The sequence below is a fragment of the Hydrogenovibrio kuenenii DSM 12350 genome (assembly GCF_000526715.1).
Classification (GTDB): domain Bacteria; phylum Pseudomonadota; class Gammaproteobacteria; order Thiomicrospirales; family Thiomicrospiraceae; genus Hydrogenovibrio; species Hydrogenovibrio kuenenii.
Window position 1 is genome coordinate 812427 of the sequence record NZ_JAGP01000001.1, and the last position, 22081, is coordinate 834507.

General features: G+C 40.4%; 19 protein-coding genes and 2 tRNA genes. 20 read left to right on the top strand and 1 reads right to left on the bottom strand.

Annotated elements, in window-relative coordinates; translation table 11 throughout:
• Positions 1-2 precede the first annotated feature (2 nt).
• The 12 genes from N745_RS0103780 (at position 3) to N745_RS12220 (ending at position 12453) form a co-directional block, all read left to right on the top strand.
• A complete protein-coding gene (locus tag N745_RS0103780) occupies positions 3-1319 on the top strand; it encodes a replication-associated recombination protein A (protein WP_024850807.1) in 1317 nt (438 codons plus the stop codon).
• 114 nt (positions 1320-1433) lie between these two features.
• Positions 1434-1829, top strand: coding sequence for a fluoride efflux transporter CrcB (gene crcB / locus N745_RS0103785; RefSeq protein WP_038070609.1), 396 nt, complete (start codon positions 1434-1436; stop codon positions 1827-1829).
• Positions 1830-1910: 81 nt separating this feature from the next.
• Positions 1911-3035, top strand: a complete 1125-nt coding sequence (gene gcvT / locus N745_RS0103790) for a glycine cleavage system aminomethyltransferase GcvT (protein WP_024850809.1) — start codon at positions 1911-1913, stop codon at positions 3033-3035.
• 43 nt (positions 3036-3078) lie between these two features.
• Complete coding sequence (gene gcvH, locus N745_RS0103795) at positions 3079-3450, top strand: glycine cleavage system protein GcvH (RefSeq protein ID WP_024850810.1); 372 nt, start codon at positions 3079-3081, stop codon at positions 3448-3450.
• A gap of 59 nt (positions 3451-3509) precedes the next feature.
• On the top strand, positions 3510-6362 hold the full coding sequence (gcvP, locus tag N745_RS0103800) for an aminomethyl-transferring glycine dehydrogenase (protein ID WP_024850811.1): 2853 nt from the start codon (positions 3510-3512) through the stop codon (positions 6360-6362).
• Between the two features lie 26 nt (positions 6363-6388).
• Complete coding sequence (locus N745_RS0103805; protein ID WP_024850812.1) at positions 6389-6907, top strand: glycine cleavage system protein R; 519 nt, start codon at positions 6389-6391, stop codon at positions 6905-6907.
• Between the two features lie 96 nt (positions 6908-7003).
• Complete coding sequence (gene serS / locus N745_RS0103810; RefSeq protein WP_024850813.1) at positions 7004-8290, top strand: serine--tRNA ligase; 1287 nt, start codon at positions 7004-7006, stop codon at positions 8288-8290.
• Positions 8291-8426: 136 nt separating this feature from the next.
• Positions 8427-8517, top strand: a tRNA-Ser gene (locus N745_RS0103815).
• A 121-nt stretch (positions 8518-8638) separates the two neighbouring features.
• Positions 8639-8715 (top strand) — tRNA-Arg (locus tag N745_RS0103820).
• Positions 8716-9096: 381 nt separating this feature from the next.
• Positions 9097-10410: a hypothetical protein gene (locus N745_RS0103825; RefSeq protein WP_024850814.1), complete on the top strand. Its 1314-nt coding sequence runs from the start codon at positions 9097-9099 to the stop codon at positions 10408-10410.
• Between the two features lie 59 nt (positions 10411-10469).
• Positions 10470-11189, top strand: a complete 720-nt coding sequence (locus tag N745_RS0103830; protein WP_024850815.1) for a hypothetical protein — start codon at positions 10470-10472, stop codon at positions 11187-11189.
• A 355-nt stretch (positions 11190-11544) separates the two neighbouring features.
• Positions 11545-12453, top strand: a complete 909-nt coding sequence (locus N745_RS12220) for a sensor domain-containing diguanylate cyclase (RefSeq protein WP_024850816.1) — start codon at positions 11545-11547, stop codon at positions 12451-12453.
• A gap of 81 nt (positions 12454-12534) precedes the next feature.
• Here N745_RS12220 and N745_RS0103840 read toward each other — a convergent pair whose 3' ends face one another.
• Entirely contained in the window at positions 12535-12921 is a 387-nt protein-coding gene (locus N745_RS0103840; RefSeq protein WP_024850817.1) for a DUF6858 family protein, read from the bottom strand.
• A gap of 139 nt (positions 12922-13060) precedes the next feature.
• Between N745_RS0103840 and thpR the strand changes: the two genes are divergently transcribed.
• From thpR to N745_RS0103885, 8 genes are all read left to right on the top strand, one after another.
• Entirely contained in the window at positions 13061-13615 is a 555-nt protein-coding gene (gene thpR / locus N745_RS0103845) for an RNA 2',3'-cyclic phosphodiesterase (protein ID WP_024850818.1), read from the top strand.
• A 241-nt stretch (positions 13616-13856) separates the two neighbouring features.
• Positions 13857-14456: an ANTAR domain-containing response regulator gene (locus N745_RS0103850; RefSeq protein ID WP_024850819.1), complete on the top strand. Its 600-nt coding sequence runs from the start codon at positions 13857-13859 to the stop codon at positions 14454-14456.
• Positions 14457-14590: 134 nt separating this feature from the next.
• The gene (locus N745_RS0103855; protein WP_084657294.1) at positions 14591-15841 is read left to right on the top strand and encodes a sensor domain-containing phosphodiesterase; all 1251 of its coding nucleotides are present in this window, start codon (positions 14591-14593) and stop codon (positions 15839-15841) included.
• 178 nt (positions 15842-16019) lie between these two features.
• The gene (locus N745_RS0103860) at positions 16020-16880 is read left to right on the top strand and encodes a hypothetical protein (protein WP_024850821.1); all 861 of its coding nucleotides are present in this window, start codon (positions 16020-16022) and stop codon (positions 16878-16880) included.
• 53 nt (positions 16881-16933) lie between these two features.
• Positions 16934-17701, top strand: a complete 768-nt coding sequence (locus N745_RS0103865; protein ID WP_024850822.1) for an HAD-IIB family hydrolase — start codon at positions 16934-16936, stop codon at positions 17699-17701.
• A 41-nt stretch (positions 17702-17742) separates the two neighbouring features.
• Positions 17743-18954, top strand: a complete 1212-nt coding sequence (locus N745_RS0103870) for a glycosyltransferase family protein (protein WP_024850823.1) — start codon at positions 17743-17745, stop codon at positions 18952-18954.
• Between the two features lie 61 nt (positions 18955-19015).
• On the top strand, positions 19016-20785 hold the full coding sequence (locus N745_RS0103875) for a sugar phosphorylase (RefSeq protein ID WP_024850824.1): 1770 nt from the start codon (positions 19016-19018) through the stop codon (positions 20783-20785).
• A 538-nt stretch (positions 20786-21323) separates the two neighbouring features.
• The gene (locus N745_RS0103885) at positions 21324-22046 is read left to right on the top strand and encodes a YebC/PmpR family DNA-binding transcriptional regulator (RefSeq protein ID WP_024850825.1); all 723 of its coding nucleotides are present in this window, start codon (positions 21324-21326) and stop codon (positions 22044-22046) included.
• Positions 22047-22081 lie beyond the last annotated feature (35 nt).

A 22081-nucleotide genomic window follows, 5' to 3' on the forward strand; every position in this document is an offset into this window, starting at 1 on the left:
CCATGAGTTATAAACCACTTTCTGACAGGTTGCGTCCTACTAGCTTAGAACATTATGTTGGGCAAAAACATTTGCTCGGGACAAATCGTGCTTTATCTAAATTGTTGGATTCAGGGCGTTTACACTCCATGATTTTTTGGGGGCCGCCGGGCACGGGTAAAACCACGCTTGCGAGATTGATAGCCAAACAATCCGACTTACAATTTATCAGTCTTTCTGCTGTATTGGATGGTGTGAAATCGGTACGCGAAGCAGTGGAACAGGCAAAGCTCCATCAAGCACAATTTAACCAAGGCACCTTGTTATTCGTGGACGAAGTCCACCGTTTTAACAAAGCGCAGCAAGATGCATTTTTACCTTATATTGAAGATGGCACCTTTATTTTTATAGGTGCAACGACCGAGAATCCATCGTTTGAACTCAATAACGCCTTGCTATCTCGAGCACGGGTCTATGTTTTAAGACCTTTAGAGCAAGAGGATTTAACTCAGGTTTTGCATCGAGGCATTGAACTGTTAAGTGAAGATTTAGGTGCAACACTTGAGCTAGAACCCCAAGCAGAAGAGTTATTGGTGCAATATGCTGATGGCGATGCACGTCGGTTGTTAAATTTGCTCGAACAAGCTGTGGATTTTGCCGAGCAAAATCTGCCAGGCAGGGTTGTGCTAACGGCTGAGCATTGTCGTGAAATCGTTCAGGGCGGTGTGCGTCGCCAAGATAAAGGTGGTGAGCTTTTTTACGATCAAATCTCCGCTTTGCATAAATCGATACGAGGGTCAGATGCCAATGCTGCTTTATATTGGCTGACACGTATGCTTGAAACGGGCGTGGATGCGCGTTACCTATCAAGGCGTTTGATTCGTATGGCCAGTGAAGATATTGGTAATGCAGATGTCAAAGCTTTAAGACTTTGTTTGGATGCTGCAGAGTCCTATGAACGACTTGGTTCGCCTGAAGGCGAATTGGCGCTAGCACAAGCGGCAGTTTACTTAGCGGTGGCGCCAAAATCCAATGCGGTTTATATGGCATACAAAGCTGCGGTTAGAGATATTCAAGAGCAGGGAACCTCCGAGGTACCACTTCATTTGCGCAATGCACCAACCAAACTGATGAAGAATTTGGATTATGGTGAAGGCTACCGTTATGCGCATGATGAGCCAGAAGCTTTCGCAGCGGGAGAATGTTATTTCCCTGAAGATATGCCAGAGCGTGATTATTACCAACCCGTACCAAGAGGGCTGGAAATAAAGATTGCTGAAAAAATGGCAAGACTCAAGCAGATGAATTTGCAATCGCCAATTAAACGGCGTGAAGATTAAGGCTGGTTTTGGCCTAACAAAGCTGTTAGTTGGCATAGATGCCAAAGACAAAGATTAATGGAATGAATAAGACGTTTGAAACGTTGATTTAACAAGATTTGGGAGGCAATTATCATGCAAAGTTTTCACATAATGCAATTGTTGGCAGTCGGCGTTGGCGGTACTTTTGGTGCTATGTCGCGTTTTTTATTATCGAACCAAATGTATGCCTGGTGGGGGCGTGATTTTGTTTGGGGTACGCTTACCGTTAACGCACTAGGGTCTTTTTTGATTGGTCTGATGACAATCTTAATGATCGATAAATTGCAATTGGCTCTAGAGTGGCGAGCATTATTGATTGTTGGCTTCCTAGGTTCATTTACGACATTTTCAACATTTGCTTTTGAAACGCTATTGTTTTTGCAAGAAGGGCTGTTTGAAAAAGCCATGATGAATATCGTTGCCAATGTGGTTCTATGTTTGTACATGGTTTGGTTTGGGGTTTGGTCAGGAAAACAGTTTCTTTTATAAGATAAATTTTCTCGTCAAGCGCCACATTTTGATAAACTTTTGGCTTCGAATTTCGCAATTTAATGCAATTAGAGAGACACTATGACAGAGTCCGCCAATCTTCTTAAAACACCCTTTTATGACCTACATGTTGAAGCGGGAGCCAGAATGGTTCCTTTTGCTGGTTATGACATGCCTGTGCAATATCCTTTAGGCATTAAAAAAGAGCATTTACATACCCGTGAAAAAGCCGGTTTGTTTGATGTTTCTCACATGGGGCAAGTTAAGCTAAAAGGGGAGAAGGCAGCTCAAGCATTAGAAGCATTGGTTCCAGTTGATATTATTGATTTACCTCTTTTGAAGCAGCGTTATGCATTGTTTACTAATGACCAAGGCGGTGTGTTGGATGACTTAATGGTCACCAGTGTTGAAGACGGTTTATTTCTAGTGGTCAACGCAGCCTGTAAAGAGCAAGATATTGCCCATTTAAAGGCGAATTTAGACAGTTCGGTTGAAGTGCAAGTGCTAGATGATAAAGCTTTGTTGGCGCTACAAGGGCCAGAAGCTAAAACTGTCATGGCGAAACTTGCGCCAGAGTCTGAATCTATGGTGTTTATGACGGCGAAATCGTTGGAAATTGGTGGCATTCCCTGTTTTGTAACACGTTCTGGTTATACTGGCGAAGACGGTTTTGAGATTTCAGTTGCTAAAGATCAGGCCGAAGCCTTGGCTAAATTATTACTGGCCGACGATGCTGTTGAATGGATTGGGTTAGGCGCGCGTGATTCTTTGAGATTGGAAGCGGGTCTGTGTTTATATGGCCATGAGCTTGCAACAGATATCACACCTATCGAAGCCAGTTTAAATTGGGCAATCTCCAAAGCCCGACGCCCAGACGGTGAAAGAGCAGGCGGTTATCCTGGCGCTGACATTATAGGCTCACAAATGCAATCTGGCGCACCACGTAAAAGAGTTGCGTTATTGCCTCAAGGAAAAATGCCAGTTCGTGATGGCGCAGAAATCGTTACCGAAGATCAAACACTTGTAGGTGTGGTAACCAGTGGCGGGTTTGGGCCTAGTCTGAATGCACCTATTGCCATAGCATTATTGGATTCTAAAGTTGTTCAAAGCCAACAACCACTTTTTGCAATGGTTCGTGGCAAAGCTATACCTGTTGAAATAACGTCTTTACCGTTTGTAAAACAGAATTATTATCGTGGTGTGTAAGCACTAAATAAATACCGTTCAGTTGGTTCAGAGGAGATGAGTGATGAGTCAAATTAAATATACAGAAGATCATGAGTGGATTGAGATTCACGGTGATGGTACTGCGACAATTGGAATTACCGATTTCGCGCAAGAACAACTAGGTGATTTGGTGTACGTTGAAGTACCTGAAGAAGGTTCTGTGATTACCAAGGGTGACGCGGTTTCAGTCATCGAATCAGTAAAAGCTGCTTCAGATCTGATTGCTCCAGTGACAGGAACTATTGTTGAAGTGAATCATGTTTTGGATGATGAACCAGAAATGGTCAATGAAGATCCTATGGGGGCTGGTTGGTTTATAAAGGTTCAGATTGACGACGAATCTGAATTGGAAGATTTGATGGATGAAGCAGCATATCAAGCATGTATTGAATAAAGCTTTATTCCTAAAGATGGTGTGATGTTGTAAAAAAGAGTGATTTAAGAGAAAAGTTTATGGACCAAAAAATTGCAGGCTTAATGAAAAACGATGATTTTAGTCAGCGTCATATTGGCTCAAATACAGAGCAACAGCAGGCAATGTTGTCTGCTCTTGGCTACGATTCTCTTGAAGCACTTCTCGATGCCATCGTACCGCAATCTATCCGTCGTCAATCAAGCATGGCGCTCGGTAATGGTTTGTCTGAGCATGATGCCTTAGAAAAGCTTAAATCTATGGCGGATAAAAACCAATCCGTTAAGTCTTTTATCGGAATGGGTTTTTACAATACTCTAACGCCACCAGTGGTTTTGCGTAATGTTTTGGAAAATCCAGCTTGGTACACCGCTTATACTCCTTATCAAGCAGAGATTTCGCAAGGCCGAATGGAGGCCATGCTTAATTTCCAAACCATGATTGCTGATCTCACTGGTATGGAGCTCGCTAATGCCTCTATGTTGGATGAAGCCACTGCTTGTGCCGAGGCCATGACCTTATGCCAACGGGTATCTAAATCGAAAGGCAATGTTTTTTTTGTTGCTGAGGATTGTCATCCACAAAATATTGAAGTCCTTAAAACACGTGCTGAACCACTTGGTATTGAGGTCGTTGTTGGTAACCCAGAACACGGGTTTGATGACCTTGATTTATTTGGTGTGTTGTTACAATACCCAGGAACTTATGGGGATGTTAAAGACCTATCAACCATCATTGAAGAAGCGCATAACAAAAAAGCTTTAGTTGCGGTGGCAACCGATTTATTGGCGCTAACGTTATTGAAGTCACCAGGTGAAATGGGCGCGGATGTTGCCATTGGTAACTCACAACGTTTTGGTGTGCCTTTAGGTTATGGCGGACCACATGCTGCGTTTATGGCAACGCAAGATGCTTATAAACGCTCTATGCCGGGTCGCTTGATTGGGGTATCTGTTGACCGTTTGGGAAATCACGCTTATCGCCTAGCGCTTCAAACCCGTGAGCAACATATCCGTCGTGAAAAAGCGACCAGTAACATTTGTACGGCACAAGCACTATTGGCTGTCATGGCAAGTTTTTACGCTGCTTATCACGGGCCAAAAGGACTTAAACGCATAGCCAATAAAGTGTTTCAATTGACCTCAGTATTTGTTTTGGCTTTAGAGAAAGCAGGCTTTGAAGTTAACAATAAAACTTTCTTTGATACGGTTAGTTTTGTCGTGCCATCTGCGGATGCGGTATTGCAGGCAGCAGAAGCAGAAGGTTACAACCTGAGAAAAATCAGTGATACGCAAGTAGGTGTATCTTTTGATGAAATGACAACACTGGAAGACGTCGCCTTATTGATTAAAGTGCTTGTACCAGATACCACTTGTGATGCAACGGAGTATGGTGAACGCGCAGCTTTCAGTATTCCGGGTGAGTTGCAACGTCAAACGGATTTCTTGACGCACGAAGTCTTTAATCGCTATCACTCAGAAACAGAAATGATGCGTTATATGCGTCATCTTGCCGACAAAGATTTGGCGCTCGATAGAGCAATGATTCCATTGGGGTCATGCACCATGAAGCTGAATGCGGCAGCGGAACTTATGCCGATTTCCTGGCTAGAATTTAGTGGGATTCATCCTTTTGCGCCTTTGCATCAAGTAGAGGGTTATCAAGAGATGATTGAAGACCTGGAAAATATGCTTTGCGAAGCGACAGGCTATGATGCCGTTTCTTTACAACCAAACTCTGGTGCTCAAGGCGAATACGCAGGTTTATTAGCTATTCGTGCTTATCATGAAAGCCGTGGTGAAGGGCATAGAGATATCTGTTTGATTCCAGCTTCTGCTCACGGAACCAACCCAGCTTCTGCCCACATGGCGGGAATGAAAGTGGTCGTGGTCAAAACTTCAGAGAAGGGCGATATTGACTTGGCTGATTTACAAGCCAAGTGCGAGCAGCATGGTCAAAATATCTCCGCCATTATGATTACCTATCCTTCTACACACGGTGTGTTTGAAGAAGACGTCAAAACCGTTTGCGATATGGTGCATCAGCAAGGTGGGCAAGTCTATATTGATGGTGCCAACATGAATGCGATGGTGGGGGTTTCTTCGCCAGGTGAGTTCGGTGGTGATGTTTCCCACTTAAACCTGCATAAAACTTTTGCCATTCCTCATGGTGGCGGTGGACCAGGTGTTGGGCCTATTGGTGTAGGTAAGCATCTCGCGCCTTTCTTGCCTTGTACCCCAAAACAAGATTCAACTGTAGGGCAAGTGTCCGCAGCGCCTTGGGGGAGTGCCGGCATTTTACCAATCAGTTGGATGTATATTGCCATGATGGGTAAAGACGGTTTATATAAAGCAACGGCAAATGCCATTTTGAATGCCAATTATATTGCACACCGTTTGGCACCACATTTCCCTATTTTATATACCGACAAAAACGGTCATGTTGCCCATGAGTGTATTGTCGATTTACGCCCTATTAAAAATGACTCCGGCATTACGGTAGATGATATCGCCAAGCGATTGATTGATTATGGTTTCCACGCACCGACTATGTCTTTCCCGGTTGCAGGGACTTTGATGATTGAACCAACCGAGTCAGAATCTCAAATTGAACTGGATCGTTTTTGTGACGCCATGATTCAGATTAAACATGAGATCGCTCAAATAATGGAAGGTCAATTTAGTGAACAAGACAACCCATTGATTAATGCACCTCATACTGCATTGGAAGTGACAGAAGACGAATGGTCGCATGCCTACTCAAGACAGCAAGCTGCTTATCCGCTAGAAAGCCTGAAGCGTGAAAAATATTGGTCTCCAGTTGCTAGGGTCGATAATGTCTATGGTGATAAGAACCTTATGTGTTCTTGTTTGCCAGTTTCGGCTTATGAGTAATACCGAATAACATAAGAGGAAATCAGATGAGACAATCGATAGTGGTCAGTGTTTTAGGTGAAGATTCTCCCGGTTTGGTTGCGGCTTTATCAAAGTTGATTGTCAGCTATCAAGGAGACTGGGTAGAAAGTAGCATGGCTGGCCTGGCAGGAAAATTTGCCGGTATTTTGCGTGTCGATTTACCTAAAGATCAGGTTGAAGCTTTTACAAAAGCGCTTGAGTCAGAAAATTTAGGGCTTAAAGTAATGTATGAAATGTCAGAGCCAGATGACGTATCTCAGGCATTTAAACAATATGACATTGAATTGATTGGTCAAGATCGCCCTGGCATCGTTCATCGTTTAACTGATGCTCTGGCGCGCTTAGGCGGTAGTGTTGAAACACTAGAGTCCGAAGTAATTGAAGCCAGTATGTCGGGTGAGCAATTATTTAAAGCGCAGCTCTCGCTAAAGATTCCATTAGATATTGATCGAAATGAAATTCAGCAGGCATTAGAAGCCATTGCAAATGAACTGATTGCCGATATTCAATTGGCAGATGCATAAACAGCACGTAACAAATTGGCAGATGTTGCAAAGCTCACTTACAATACGCGCATAACGAATTATTATTTAAAAACAGAACTAAACTAAGAGATTACCATGCTAGACGCAAAGTTACTGAGAACGGAACTGGAACAAGTTGCAGAAAAACTGAAAACACGCGGTTTTGATTTAGATGTTGCACATATCCAATCACTTGAAACGCAACGTAAAGAGCTGCAAGTTAAAGCGCAAGAACTTCAAGCGCAACGCAACAGTCGTTCTAAAGAAATAGGTAAAGCGAAAGCATCCGGTCAAGACATTCAGCCACTATTAGATGAAGTCGCAACTTTGGGCGATAGCTTAAAAGAAGCAGAAGAAGCCAGCCAATCTATCCAAGCAAAAATGGAAGAAATCTATGCCGGTATTCCGAACCTTCCTCACGAAAGCACGCCTGTTGGTGGCGGAGAAGACGACAATGTATTGGTGCGCCAGTGGGGTGAACCGAAACAATTTGATTTTGAGGTCAAAGATCATGTTGATTTAGCAGAGTCACGTGGTTGGTATGACAATGATGCCGCAGTTAAAATTACCTCATCAAGATTCTCAGTTTTAAAAGGGTCTATGGCCAAGCTACAGCGTGCCATTACTCAATTTATGCTAGATACCCATGCAGAAGCAGGTTATGAAGAAGTTTATGTACCATTTTTGGTCAACCAAGACAGTTTGCGTGGTACTGGGCAATTACCAAAGTTTGAAGCAGACTTATATAAGATCGACAAGCACGAAGAGCATGATACTTCCGATCGTGATCTTTATTTGATACCGACAGCAGAAGTGCCTGTGACTAACTTGGTTCGTGATGAAATCATAGATCAAGCTAACTTGCCACTTAAGTTTACCGCTCATACGCCATGCTTCCGTTCAGAAGCAGGTTCTTACGGTAAGGACACCAAAGGTCTGATTCGTCAGCACCAGTTTGAAAAAGTCGAGTTGGTACAAGTGGTTGAACCTGAAACCTCTTACCAAGCACTAGAAGAATTAACGCAACAAGCTGAACTCATCCTGCAAAAGCTAGAGCTGCCATATCGTTTAATGTCACTTTGTACGGGTGATATTGGCTTCTCCTCAGCCAAGACCTATGATTTGGAAGTTTGGTTGCCTGGGCAAAGCGCTTATCGTGAAATTTCTTCTTGCTCTAACTTCGAAGATTTCCAAGCAAGACGTTTAATGACACGCTATAGAAGTGGGCAAGATAAACCACAACTCGTTCATACCCTAAACGGTTCTGGTTTGGCAGTAGGGCGCACATTGGTTGCTGTTCTAGAAAACTATCAGAATGCAGATGGAAGTGTTACCGTACCTAAAGCATTAAGACCTTATTTGGGTGGTGCAGAGACGCTTTAACAAGTTGATTATTGCTTGTAAGTAACGTCTTATTTATGTTTTTTTATTGAAGACCGAGTTGTTACAAAAAAATAAATAAAAAGTGCGTTATTTGCTTGCAATTATTCTGCCACACTCTATAATACGCACCTGTTCCGGTGGACTGGCTGAGCGGTTGAAGGCGGCGGTCTTGAAAACCGTTGTAGGTTTGTAGCCTACCTGGGGTTCGAATCCCTAGTCCACCGCCATTTTCCAATGCATGTCATAGAAAATGAGGAACAAAGTGAATAGTCAGAAAACTTGACGCAATGTCATAAATAACTACCATTCACAGCTTACTTTGAATTTTCATTACAAAGTTCTCAATAAGCGCCCGTAGCTCAATTGGATAGAGTACTCGGCTACGAACCGAGCGGTTAGGGGTTCGACTCCCTTCGGGCGCACCATTTATTTTTTATATAAATCAATAACTTACGTCAATCTGGACGGCTAATTTTATCCCAAAAAATTTCCCCCAAAAACACTGCTTTCCCCCAAGAATTTCCCGCCCTAGTACTCGAAATATAAGTTGTTGATATTTAAGGATTGTATGCTTGGGAATAAACCTAGTACTCTAATGACTTTTTCGTAGATTCGTTGCTACAAATTTTTTCTTGTATTAAAACATTGAAAATAGCCTGCCCAGACAAAACAATTTATTTCATAAATGAGTGTATTATTCATTTTTTTTGCTCTTATTCATCATGTTGTTATAGACTTAAATAATAATTTCAGGTTTTTGATTAATAGCGACAAATTTATTTGGAAGATACTAAGGGTGGAAGGAAATGAGAAAAAAGGTAACTGAAAATACTCCGATTGATGAACTCCATCAGGTTTTTAAGTTGTCAAAAGAAGATTTTGAAGCAAAAAAAGCTAGACTTTTTCCCATAGGAAATTCTGAATTGGAAGTACCTACTACTTCGATATTCTTAGCATCACTGAGTGCTGTAAAAGAATTTAGAATGGAATTGTTGTCGAAAATTGGTGTAACTAAAATTAATGCTAAGTCAGCTCAAATTCATGTATATAGAGAAATTTTTAGCGAAAGCAAATTAGATCGACCAGATGGTTTAATAGTAATAACAAGTGGAGTTAGGTCTCCAATTATAGAGTGGATTTCTTTTGTTGAGGCGAAAGTGGGAAACAACTTGGTGGATAGTGATCAAGTAGAAAGATATTTGAGTTATGGTAACGAAATCGGGGTAAAAAATATTATTACAATCTCGAATCAGATGGTTACTACGCCTTACGACACTCCAGTGGTCACAAAAAGGACTGGTTTTGACTTATATCATTGGTCGTGGAGTTATATAAAAGTCATAGCTTCTTATTTGATAAGAACGGATCAAGTAGCAGATGAAGATCATGTGTATATTTTAAGTGAGCTTAGAAGGTATTTGGATTCACATAGGAATGTATCTCATTTTGACGATATGGGGAGTGAATGGAAAGCTGCTGTTGGTCAAATTCAGCATATGAGAGAAGATGAAAAAATTTCTTCTAGACTTTTGACCTCTGTAGTTTCAGCATATACACAAGAAGAAAAAGATTTAAGTCTGCACTTAACGGATTCATCTAAATACTTTATAGAGTTACGTCTTACTAAATCAAAAGCTAGGGATGATGAACTAAGTGAAATGTTAAATAGCTACAAATGTATAACCTCAACTTATGTAATTGATTATGACAGAAACAGTTCCTTTGATATTGAGGTGGACTTTATTAGGCAGGCTGTTAATTGTGTTTACAAGGTTGAAATAGATAAAGGTAAAGCTCAAGCTCAGACATCAAAGTTACTTAGCATTCTTAATGGTATTGCTATTGCTGATCGAATTCTTATTAAAGCTGTTTACCCTAGGAATAAAGTTAAGCTAGAAAATCCAGAAGTTTCAGTGGAACAGTTATCTATCGAAAAAGAAGAATCTGAACTATATTCAGTTTTGGACAAAGAAATTGGGGATAAAGTGAAATATTTTGAGCTTAGAACTAGAAAATCATTAGGTGCAAGGAACTTTGAAGGAAAAAGAAACTTTATTGTTTATTTGGAAGAAGAAGCAAAAACATTTGTAGAGCAAGTTATTGGTGCATTTTATAGGTAATGGACTTTGTTGTTTTAATTGTATAAATATGTGAAAAATACGGTATTAAAGGATAAGCAATGGTTGAAGCAACATGTACTTGGACACCTCAATTAATAGTTGATTTAATCAAAGGGGTTGTTTGGCCTCTTACTGTTATATTTATTGTGCTTAAGTTTCGATCAAATATCCTTGAGTGGATTAAAGGTTTTTTTTCAAAAAACACCGTTTCAGAGTTTTCAGCAGGAGCTGGTGGTGTATATGTTAAATTAGCAGAGAAGCAGTCCACAGAAACAAAGAAACCTTCCAATACTGCTACCAGCTTACCTGGAACGATGAACTCTGTCGAAGAAATTCATAAACAACATAATGAACAGCAGACAGAGTTTAGTGAAAAACTCTATAAAGATATTCAAGAGCATATTCATGCTTTGGGTGTGTCATCTGAAGAACAGGTCAATATCCTGTCGAAAGAAGCTTCAATATTGAAGAGTGTATTGTTCTATGTAGATGTGAATAAATTTTTATTTAGGTCTCAGTTCAATCTGCTCTCCATGATGTTAAGCACAGGTGGCTCTCTTTCAAAAGACGATATTCAAAACCACTTTTTGGCTACTAAAAATTTAGCAGGGGATGTATTTTCTGATTGGGATTGGGTTAAGTATATAGCGTACCCAATTGAAGTCAGACTGTTCTCCAGTGATGGTGGAGATAAATACACTTTGACCTTGGCGGGTCGATCCTATCTTTCATTCATGACACGCAACCCTAGGTTCGTTGATGAGTTGGTAAAACTTTAGAGGTGTATAGTTTCCCCTCAAATCCAGTTTAACTGGCACTTAGTTAGAGTTGTTGAGCATAAAGCTGGGGGTATCTGGATTCTTGTGTTACATCCATTAAGTATTTTTAAATCAAGTTAAATCAATTGGTTATAGCTGTTAGTCTAAAGGTTTGTTAATGTCAGTTATCAATAGTAAGCCCACTTCGGGCGCGCCATTTATCTTAGTTTTGTAATCAATTGTCTTAGAAGATCATTCATCCTGCTGTTGTCTTACAAATCAATCTATTCTCTCCACAAATTTCATTGTATTTGCTTCCGGTAAAGTTGTGCTAATATGGTTTTCAGAAACTAAACCACCTCAAAAGGAGTTAAGTGTGGATTTTAGCTCTTCAGATTGTTATAGATTTAAGACATTCATCGAAAATATGAACGATGCCATTGTTGTTGAGAACGAGAGTGGAGAGCTCGTCTTAGCTAACCAAGCCTTTTGTGATTTGTTCAATATCACCGCCTCACCTGATGATCTCATCGGCATGGACTGCTCGTATTCGGCTCAGCAATCAAAGCATCTGTTTAAAGACCCTGAACGTTTTATTGAAAGAAAAAACGAAATACTTAAGGATAAAGAACCCGTTCGCCATGAGTTGCTTGAAATGGTGGGAGATAAGTTTTTGGAAAGGGACTTTATTCCTATTTTCGAGAATGGAGAATATGTCGGGTTGGTTTGGGTTTTTAAGGATCTGACAACGCATTACATCATGGAATCTCAGCTCATGATGTTGACAGAAAAGATACGAGAGCAGAGTTTGACGGACTCTCTCACCGGCATTGGTAATAGAAGATATTTGGATAGCGAATTGCCAAAATACTGCGACTATGCCAAGCGCCACAACACGCCATTATGTATAGCGATTATTGATATAGATTACTTCAAGTCAATAAACGATGAGTATGGTCACGAAATAGGCGATCAGGCGTTGGTTCATGTCGCCAACTACTTAAAGGCATCGGTTCGTTCATCTGATTTAATTGGACGGATGGGCGGGGAAGAGTTCATGGTCGTTATGCCGGAAACCTCCTTGGCGGATGCGGCAAAAAGAATTTCAGACTTGCATGCATCTTATCAATCTCCTTCGGTTCTCAATAAGAGAATGACTTTTAGTGTCGGGGTGTCTTGTGTTTTACCTGAGCGAGATTTTAAAACGAGTTTAAATAGCGCTGACCAAGCACTTTATCAGGCAAAAAGAGAGGGCAGGGATAGAGTTGTTGTTTCAGAAGACTAAATTCTAGTCTTTTGAGATGTCATTTTGTGGGATAGAAATGAAAAAGGTCAGCTACGCTGACCTTTTTTGTTTTAACGTTGTTTATTTCACAAGTGCTTTACACCAGTCTTCCATAAAGTCGGTAGCGACTTGCATTGGTGGTTCCATAAAGCTGACCATGAAGCTGTCTCCTAGGTCGGTAACCGCAATTGAGCGTGGGCGAACCGCCAGCACTTCTGGGTTAGGGATTTTCATGCCGAAACAGAAGATGATGTTTTTGGCGTCTTTGATGTCACCACGAATTTCGCCATCAATGCTTTGCGTATGGCTGTAGTGGTCGAAAATAGCGATTAGTGTCGCCTTCGGGTTGGCTTCGATTTCTGATTGCAATTGTGCAATGATGTCGTCTACAGTGGCGAATTTGGATTCGGACTTGTTAAACTGAAGCTTGTAGATAGGAAACTTTTCTTGGAAGAATTGTTGTTGCATGATGATTTCTCCTGGTTGGACGTGATTGCCTAGGTTAATTAACTGGTAAATAATAGTTATAAACAATGTTTATGGATAATACATTTTTTTAATGGCAAAGCGAAAGCAAAATTAATTGAAATAATAGTATAGAAAATAAATGCGAATTTTTATTGGTGTTGAAGTAAGTGACGGTGATTTGCGGCAATCTTTGACTGCATGGCAGCACAGGTCTGAATCTTTTTTGAGCGAACGCTGGCGCATGACAAAGCCTGATAACTTGCATTTAACGTTGAGGTTTTTGGGTCAGGTAGAAGAGCATCGTATTCATGAAATCGCTGAAAATCTGCCAGGCTGGGTCTCTGAAGATAAAGAGATAAGCGTAGAAAGTACGACTCTTAAGCTTTTGCCAAGTGATGAAAAGGTTCGAGTGGTTGCTTTAGCTTTTGTAAATGACCCCTCTTTACAGTTAATGGTGGATAAAATTAATGGGGGTTTAAACTGTTTGGGTTTTGAAAAACCTGATTTACCTTTTTTACCTCATGTTTCACTTGCTAGGCATAAGGGAAAACCTTTAAAAGAATTTGATGTACAAGAAATTTCTTGGCCTCAAGATGTTTCAGTTCGTTTAAATATTTGTGCGGTGACGATCTTTAGTAGTGAGTCGTCAGATAATGGAGTTGTCTATCGCCCATTGTTTAGTCATCCCCTTTAATTTTATTGAGTAATTTTGCTAATTTTTTATAAATTTCATTCATTTACTTCTCAGTTAGCCTCAATCAGTAGTGCACATTTTTCATTGTGAACCACCTTTGCGTGAACCATATTGGTTCACAGTTGCTTCATTTTTATCCCTGTATTTGTCATTGAAAGTATTAAGTAATTGATTAGGTTCTATAAATTAATATTTGGAATGTTACTTGTTAGTTAGCTGCTATTAGTTTGGAGGTGCAAAGATGCGTTCAAAGTTTGATGTATTGATTGTCTCGGATGGCGGTGACGTTGGTGAGCTTGAGGCAGGTCTGCTTGCTATCGGTGCAAACCAAATCAAAGTGCTACCGATAGAACAAAATATTCTAAAAGCGCTTAATGATATGCCGGTAGATTTGATGGTTCTGGATGTACAGAAACCTACGGCCAAAATGTTTGAACAGTTTGAGTTGGTAAGTGAGTACTGTCCTAAGCCGATCATTTGCTTTAGTGACGAGCGAGACAGCAAAGTCATTGAGCAGTCTGTAAAGGCTGGTGTGGCAGCTTATATTGTGGAAGGAAAAGATGCGTCTCGTTTAAAGCCGATTATTGATGTGGCGATGTTACGTTTTAATGCGTGCCAAGCAGTTAAAAAAGAGTTGATGCAGGTTAAGGATAAGCTGTCACAAAGAGCAGTAATCGAAAAAGCGAAAGGTTTGTTGATTGAACATAGAAATATGTCTGAAGATCAGGCATATAAAACCATGCGCAAAATGGCAATGGATCAAGGCAAAAAAATTTCGACGATTGCACATGAAATTTGTGACGTGGTTGCTGGTCTAGAACGTTCTATGTCAAGTGTCTGATCAAATATTAGATCTAGCACGACCGAAGAATAAATTTAAAAACGCATTTCATTTGAAATGCGTTTTTGTGTCTGCCGGAAGCAGAAAACGAAATAAATTCAGTTCAAAGAACTAATAAATTAGGTTTGCAAATAATGGAAAACATAAATAGGCTGAATATGGAGCAAATAGATTTGTCGGAGCTTTCGACATTAAATACCCATGAACTTGAATTGTTTTCAGTGTTTCAGCCAATTTATAGTTTTTCCAATCAAGCCTGTATAGGCGCCGAAGCTTTGGTAAGAGGACGCTCCTTAAAGAGTGGTTTTCAGGTGCCAGTTTATACCTGCTTGCAAGTGCCAGAAGATCAAACTCAAGCAGAGTTTAGTCATCAATTAAATAGAATTCATTTTGAAAACTGGGCAAAACTCAGGCGCCCTGATAATTGGTTATTTCTAAATCTCGATTTTGAAGGCGTAACTTCATTAGAAGACTTATGTATTGCAGATTTGCTCGCAGAGTTAAATGTGGAAGGACATGAGGTTGTTATTGAAGTGGTTGAAAGTGAGATTAAAGATGAGGCTCTATTTGAAACCATAATTTCAACCTTGCGGGGGTTGGGCTGCCTGATAGCATTAGATGACTTCGGTGCCGGTCATTCTAATGTTGATCGTATATGGAAGGCTCAGCCTGATATCGTTAAGTTGGATCGCGGTGTCTTGCTAGAAGCGACCAAAAGTCTAAGAACCCAAAGTGTATTACGAAACCTTACGAATCTAATCAAGCAGGCGGGTAGTATTTGTTTGCTGGAAGGGATAGAAAATAAAGAACAAGCCTTGTTGGCAATGGATGTAGGTGTTGACTTGGTGCAAGGGTTTTACTTTGCAAGACCAAGGCAGTTGCTGGATCGCATTAAACAAGGCGAAGCTTGTATCAAAGAAGTGACTGAACAATATCCCGCTTATATTGAAGAAAAAAGCTTCTTAAAACAGATTCAACGCCGAGGGTATGAAACGCTATTTGAAAACTTTGTTGATTTAAATAGTTTTGTCGAACTTGAACTTTGCATGGAAAAGCTCTTAACGCTTTCATTTGTGAAACGCTTTTTTATCTTAGATAAAGAGGGCTATCAAGTGAGTGATGAGCACAATGTACCTAGCATGGTGAAACAGGTTAGTGTGTTGAAAAAAGGTAAGGGGTTGTGTTGGAAAAACCGTCGCTATTTTATTAAGGCAGCAAATAAGCCCGGCAATTTGTATGTGTCTGAACCTTACCGATCTTTAATCGATATGCAGCTTTGTCTAACGGTTTCCAGAATGGTGGATATTGATGGAGAGCAGTTTGTGGCTTGTTTTGATGTGAGCTATGTCGATAAATCAACAGAGAGTATTCAAATCTCGGTCTAGTCAGTATTAATGACGCTTTGTCATTGCATTTCATATTGCACCAAAATGAACATCAAAGCTCAAAAGTAACCTGAGTCGTTTGGTGTGTTTTTTGAAGTAACCTTCTGAAATATAAAACAAAACTTAAACGGGTCTCCTTCTCGCTAGATTGAGTGTAATAGAAGAGAGATTTGAGTGTATGCAGGAGTTTATTAGTCTTTACCATGACCATAGAGTTGAAATCGAGAAGTTTCTGATTGAAACGATCCGAAATAATGGACAGTGGTTACAACCTCATGTTGTTGGGATAAAAGCATTTTACCCAATACTGCCGAGTCTTGAGTTGGTGTATATCACCGATAAAACGTTCACACAAATTTCTCCCAACGTATTCAAATCCAAGCTAGATAAGTCTGTTGTCGGTAAAAACCGGGATTATTTGGTTGCCAAAGTGCAATCCAGAGGTGATGAGGTTTCCATTAGTGATCCCTATATCAGTTCAGCGACAGGAGAGTCTTGTGTGACGGTAATGATGTCGAATGACGATTACTATTACTTTTTCGATTTTAATCTGCCAAAGTTATTAACCCGTTTTGGGTTGCTTGAGCGTCATCCGCTATTTAACCAAGTCACCAAAAGTTTTTATTTGGTGATAGGGCTGTCATTGATGTTTTTTTCTATCATGTCTATTGCTTATGCGTTTTATGACTATGTGGTACAACTAAAGCATATAGCTCAGTACAGTTTGGAAAGTATCTTTAAGCCCATTATTTCTTTAACGATGGGGTTGGCAATTTTTGATTTGGCAAAAACTCTTTTAGAAAGAGAAGTATTCTTTAAAGCCTATTCGGATAAAAAAGATGATGCGAGGTTGTTAGCCAAGTTTTTAACGGCGATTATTATTGCATTGTCCATTGAAGCACTGATGGTAGTGTTTAAGGTGGCGCTGAACGATCCTGCACAAATGCTTTATGCATTGTATTTAATTGTGGGCATAGCACTGATTATTATGTCGCTAGCCTTTTATAACAAGTTTGTCATTAAGAAACCCAACGACTGATGTTTCAATATTGTCGTATTGAGGTATTTTAGGTAAATAGGAAATCGGCTTATATGAGTCAAATAGTCATTTTTACAGATTTGGATGGCACCCTGTTAAATCATCATAACTATGATTATGCAGGGGTGTGCCCGCTTTTGGGTCGACTTAAAGAAATGAACATTCCAGTTATTCTAAATTCGAGTAAGACATTGGATGAACTTTCAAGGTGGCAGGAAATGCTTCAACTTGACCCACCTGTGATTGCGGAAAATGGCGGTGTGGTTTTACTACCTACACACAATGGCACGCAAAAAGTTTTGATTGGTAAGCCTTATGCTGAAATACGTTCCTATTTAAAGCATTTGAGAAAATCGCATCACTGGAATTTTGAAGGATTTGGTGATTGGACGGTAGCAGAAGTCATGAATAAAACAGGACTTAAGGCTAAGGAAGCAGCATTAGCAAAAGAGCGAGAAGTCACTGAGCCGATTATCTGGAATGATAGCGAAGAGGCATTGGCGCTTTTTGCAATAGAGCTAGAAAAAGAAGATTTGATTCTTAAAAAAGGCGGCCGTTTTTATCACGTAATGGGTAAGCACGATAAAGCCGATGCGATGCAATTTCTGGTGAATAAAGAATATTTTAGTTGTGGCAGCATGTGTAAAATTGTAGCACTTGGAGACGGAGAAAATGATTTGTCTATGTTGAATTATGCAGATATCCCAGTGGTTCTGCCTTCGGCTTCAGGCGATCGTTTAGAAGTGAACGGCGCAATTTATGTTGAAGAGGCAGCGCCTGTAGGCTGGGTAAAAGCTGTGGAATCCATTGTCGGTTTGTAAGTAACGAAGTAGTAAATGTAGAAAGCATAGGAGCTTTAGTTATGGGTGATTTTTTTCAAAACGGAACAGTAACGACCTTTCACAATTTAACGGATAGACCGATTGAAGAGCTGGAAAGAGAGCTCATGAACTTTAGCCAGACAAAACCTTTGGGGATTATTTTACCTTCATTGTTTAGTGAACTCGAAGGCGAGGCTTTAGCACATATTGTCAGTGAATTGAAAAAAGTGCCTTATCTTAAGCAAATCGTTATAGGGCTGGATCGAGCAAACGCTGAACAATTTGAATATGCTAAACAGTATTTTTCCGAGTTACCGCAAGACTTCAAAATTATTTGGAATGATGGTCCAAGAATGCAAGCCATTACCGCAAAGCTGAAAGAAAAGGACCTTGCGCCATTGGAACGTGGCAAAGGCAGTAATGTTTGGAATTGTTATGGTTACGTACTGGCTTCAAATCAAGTGGAGGCGGTTGCGCTACACGATTGCGATGTTTTGACTTATGACCGCAGTTTACTGGCGAGGTTGATTTACCCAGTAGCGCATCCGACATTTAACTTTGTTTTCTCAAAAGGGTATTACCCTCGTTATTCAGAAGGCAAACTTAACGGTCGGGCTTCGCGCTTATTGGTGACACCATTGTTGCGTGCGCTGCAAGGCGTGTTGGGGAATGATGCCTTGCTTGAATATCTAGACAGCTTCCGTTATCCGCTGGCAGGTGAGTTCGCGATGGATGTTCATTGCTTGAAAGAAATTCGTATTCCTTATGATTGGGGATTGGAAATAGGCGTGTTGTCTGAAGTGCTGAGAAACTATTCCAACCGTCGTATTTGTCAGGTGGATATTGCCGATGTTTACGATCACAAACATCAAGACGTATCTTTTGAAGACAAGACGGCTGGTTTGTCTCGTATGAGTCAAGATATTGCCAAGTCGTTATTTAGAAAGCTAGCTGTGCGAGGGCATGAGTTTTCGCGTAGTACTCTGCGAACCATTCGTGCCAAATATTACCGCACCGCATTAGATCAGCTTGAATCTTACGCTTTTGATGCGGAGATGAACGGGCTTGGTCTAGATTTGCACTCAGAAGAAAAAGTGATTGAGTTGTTTGCCAAAAACATTATGGATGCGGGTGTTGGCTTTATCGATAACCCTGGCGAAATGCCGTTTATGCCAAACTGGAACCGTGTGGTAAGTGCTTGCCCAACCATTTTGGAAGAGATTAAGTTGGCTGTTGAATTGGATAATGCCTAAGCGCATTTAAAACTGTTTAAAACAGTTTAGAAAATACTTCATTAAAACCATTGGAGAAAATATGAGTCAAGAAACGCTCCGTCAGATCGAAACCAAGTTGAAATCCCTCTATCCTGAAAAAGAGGCTGATTATGCTTATAGCAAAATTATGCAACTGGTTGATGCGTTTCCTAAAAACTCAACAGTAAAAGAAGAGCGCTGGGATCAGCAAGATGTGTTGTTGATTACCTACGGAGATACCTTTCTTCATGAAGATTTAACTCCTCTGGGAACACTGAAGAAGTTTTTACAGGCGCACATTAAAGACGCGATTAATACCGTTCATATTTTGCCTTTCTTTCCTTACAGTTCAGATGATGGTTTTTCGGTTATTGATTACACCATGGTCGACCCTGATCTGGGGGAGTGGGAGCATGTTGAAAGCATAAAAGAATCATATGATTTGATGTTTGATTTAGTGGTGAATCATGTGTCGCGTGAAAGCTTATGGTTTACCGACTATAAGGCGGATAGAGAGCCATACAATCGATTTTTTATCGAGATGGAGGGCGATGAAGATGTGTCACAAGTCACGCGCCCTAGAAATACACCATTGCTTGTGCCAGCCTATACACACAGAGGTCGCAAGATGGTATGGGCTACCTTTAGTTCAGATCAGGTTGATTTGAACTTTAAAGAAGTAGAAGTGCTAATCAAAATGGTTGAAGTGTTGCTACTCTATCTTGAAAAGGGTGCAAGATTGATTCGTTTGGATGCGATTGCTTTTTTGTGGAAAGAGCTAGGTACTAATTGTATTCATTTGCCTAAAACTCATGAGGCGGTAAAACTCTTCCGAGATATTATGGCGTTGGTTAGCCCAGAAGCTATTTTGTTGACGGAAACCAATGTACCTCACCAAGAAAATTTGTCTTATTTTGGTGAGCGGGATGAAGCGCATATGGTGTATCAGTTTGCATTGGCACCTTTGGTGTTGCATGCGTTGCACCGTGGAGAAGGGCAGTATTTAACGCAATGGGCTCAAGAATTGGGTGAACCGCCTGAAGGGTGTACTTTCCTAAACTTTACCGCTTCTCATGACGGTATTGGGGTGCGTCCGATTGAAGGTATCCTGCCGAAACGTGAAGTGGATGATTTGATTACCAGCATGCACCGTTTAGGTGGTTTCGTATCAATGAAGACGAACGCGGATGGTACGGAAAGTCCTTATGAAATTAACATCGCTCTGTTTAGTGCTTTCCGTGAAACGCATCAATCAAACGGCCCCGATCAATGGCAGGTGGATCGCTTTATCTGTTCTCAAAACATTATGATGACCCTGCAAGGGATTCCAGCGTTTTACATCCATAGTTTGGTAGCAACACCTAATGATTTGGATGGTGTTGAGAAAAGTGGACGTACGCGTTCCATTAACCGCAGAAAATGGGACTATGAATATTTGCAAGCGTTGATCGAAAGTGGCAGAACCTCAAATGCCGAAGTGATTAAGCGTTTAACCAATATTCTGCAAAGACGTAAAAAGCATAAAGCCTTTCATCCAGATACACCGCAGACCATTGTTGATTTGGGGAGTGACTTTTTCGCGCTTTGGCGTGATGGTAAAGATTTGACGTTTCCATTATTGGCCATCCATAATCTAACAAGTGAGATTAAGATTTTAAATCTTTCTGATGTGCAGGGTATTAAACGACACAACTACTGGGTTAACTTATTGGATAACCAAGGTGTTTCGAGTCAGGAAGAGAAGTACGTGATACAACCTTATCAATCTGTTTGGTTGATGCCTGAATCTATTGATAGCGTCTCGGCACTATGGGCACCTTTCACGCCATAAGTGTGCCATAGATTGTTGTTTGCACCGCTTTAAAACATAAATGTTTAAGTGTGAAGCAAATATTAATAAATAATGAATTAAAATTGATGGTATTTTTGCTAAAAATGTTGTAACTGTTTGAAATTAAAAGTTATTTTTTTATAGGCATGTCGATTGTTATAAAATAGGTGTTAAGTTAGAGTGCCTTGCTCGCGCAAAGCGATTATTGTTTTGTGCGAGATCTTTTTGACTTAGTAACGTTATTAATGGTTTGTTAGAGTGTTCAACGAAATCTAGCAAGTTAAGTAGCAGTGAAGTATTTATCTAAGAATCCGTTTAGGTTTCTTTTTAGTCATAACACCTCCATTGAGCCATTCATAAATTCCCTCTTTATGAATGGTTTTTTTTATGCTTTGTTTTTTAAGCATTTTTTATATTCCATGTCTTAACAAAACCAATCCAATTATTGCGTCTTAGATGGACAAACCCCAAGCATCGCAGTAAAATGCCTGCCCAAATAAAACCAAAATTTTAGTTATCCGCTTAGAGAGTGATATCAATGGGAAGAGCTTACCAAAACCGTAAGGATTCAATGGCCAAAACCTCCAATATGAAGGCTAAGGTTTACTCAAAATTCAGTAAAGAAATTTATGTGTGTGCAAAAAATAGCGGTGCTGATCCTAGCGCAAACTTGGCGCTGTCCCATTTGATTGAAAAAGCGAAGCAAAACCAAGTACCTGCACACGTTATTGATAAGGCGTTGGAAAAGGCTTCTGGTGCCGGCGGTGAAGATTTTATAACCGTTCGCTTTGAAGGCTTTGGGCCAGGCGGCTGTATGATGATTGTGGATTGTTTAACCGATAACAATAACCGTACTTTTGGTGAAGTACGCGGCGTTTTCAACAAGATTAAAGCTAAGTTGGGAACTCCTGGTACCACGGCACATATGTTTGATCACCGAGCGGTATTCGAATTTAAATATGATGATGAAGATGCCGTTTTGGAAGCGCTGATGGAAGCCGATATTGATGTATCGGACGTTGAATCTGAAGGTGAGATAGTTCGTGTCTTGACGCCACCAACGGAATACTTCAAGGCGAGAACGGCTTTAATGGAAGCTTTTCCTGATGTGACGTTTGAAACAGATGAGATTACGTTTATTCCACAAACCTATACTTTGTTGCAGGGTGAGGATTTGGAAACTTTCGATAAATTCTTGGACTTGTTAAACGATCTTGATGATGTGCAAGAAATCTACCATAACGTTGAAGTAGAAGACTAATTTACCTTTCTACCCAGCCTGGCAGATTTTGTAAA